This window comes from Vibrio sp. 779(2023), from assembly GCF_033344285.1.
GTDB lineage: Bacteria > Pseudomonadota > Gammaproteobacteria > Enterobacterales > Vibrionaceae > Vibrio > Vibrio alginolyticus.
In genome coordinates this window covers 1-1,466 of sequence record NZ_JAWPOM010000089.1, presented here as the reverse complement: position 1 = coordinate 1,466, position 1,466 = coordinate 1, and the positions used below count along the sequence as shown (strand labels likewise).

Here is a 1,466-nt window from a genome sequence, read left to right as displayed (position 1 = left end):
ATGACCTGTCATCACTGGCACTTCGTCAATGTTTTCAGGAACGCGTTTGTGGTTGCTACCTAACAATGCTGCTTTGTAAGTGGATAGACAAATGCTGTTTGACATGTTTTTAACCAGAAGTTCGTCGGCTGAAATGTTTGGTAAATCAAAGGTTCTTAATTGAACGTTTTTCTCACCACAGATAACCGCTGCCGTTGTTTGTACCATGATTTCTCTCCTAATTGGGGCGATACCTGCCGCCCCAAACTGCATTGTTAGGCTGGTTGCTCAGTCGCGACCGTTTGTTGCTTAATCTTATCCATCAGCTCGTCAAGCGCTGGGTCGTTGAGGAAGTTCTTGATCGTTACGACTGGTAAACCTGTCGCGTTGACTGCGCGGCTTTCTAAGCTCTCGTGTGTCACGACGATATCGGCTTCACTCGGGACTTTCTCGATGGCAAAGTTCTTCACTTCAATCTCTATCCCAGCTTGTACCAGCTTGCGTTTGAAGGTCGATGCGCCCATTGCACTAGAGCCCATACCCGCATCACATGCGAATGCGACAAATGAAATTGGCTTGCTCGGCTCTTGCGTCGTCGCAGCTGCAACTGGCTGAACTGCGCCTTCCGCTTTCATCTCTTTCATGTCAGAAACTGATTTCTCAAACTCGCTTTCTTTTTCTTCTGATTTGCTCACTTTCAAAATCGCACTTGCTACTAAGAAAGAGACAATCGTTGCACTTGTCACACCTGCGATGGTCGCGAAGAAGCTACCTTTCGGAGTAAGAGCAAGGTAAGAGAAGATAGAGCCTGGACTTGGACCCGCGACCAAACCGGCGTCGAATAGGTTGAAGGTTGCGATGCCTGTCGCCGCACCAGCAATCATTGCCACAATCATGATTGGTTTCATGAGTACGTATGGGAAATACAACTCATGAATACCACCAAAGAAGTGAATGATGATGGCACTTGGCGCAGAACGTTTAGACAAACCCTGACCAAACTTCGCGTAGGCCAGCAGCATACCAAGACCAGGGCCTGGGTTAGACGCCACCATAAAGAAGATGGACTTGCCCGTTTCTGCGGCCGCTTGTAGGCCTAGTGGATAGTAAATGCCTTGGTCAGGAACAGCACTTTTGCTGGTTCGTTAATGATCGCTAACAGAGGCAGGAAACCCGTTGCAACCAACGCTTCGATGCCTGATTTCACAAACAAGTTTGCTGCGGTGACTGAAGGGCCAACAATCTCGTAGGCGAACAAACACAACAACATACCGACGATACCCAACGAGAAGTTGTTGACCACCATCTCAAAACCAGAAGGTATGCGGTGTTGAATACGTTTATCCACTTGCACCACAACCCAAGCGCTCAGTGGGCCCATGATCATTGCGCCAACAAACATCGGTATGTCAGCCCCGACAATCACGCCCATCGTACCGATAGCCCCCGCTACCGCGCCGCGTTTTTCACCAACAATCTCACCACCG

2 pseudogenes are annotated in these 1,466 nt (G+C 49.1%); both read right to left on the bottom strand.

Annotation, left to right across the window (positions count from 1 at the left end):
- Nucleotides 1-207: pseudogene (locus tag R8O70_RS25125) on the bottom strand (L-sorbose 1-phosphate reductase); the annotation flags it as partial.
- A 47-nt stretch (nucleotides 208-254) separates the two neighbouring features.
- A pseudogene (locus R8O70_RS25120) lies at nucleotides 255-1,466 on the bottom strand (PTS transporter subunit EIIC); the annotation flags it as partial.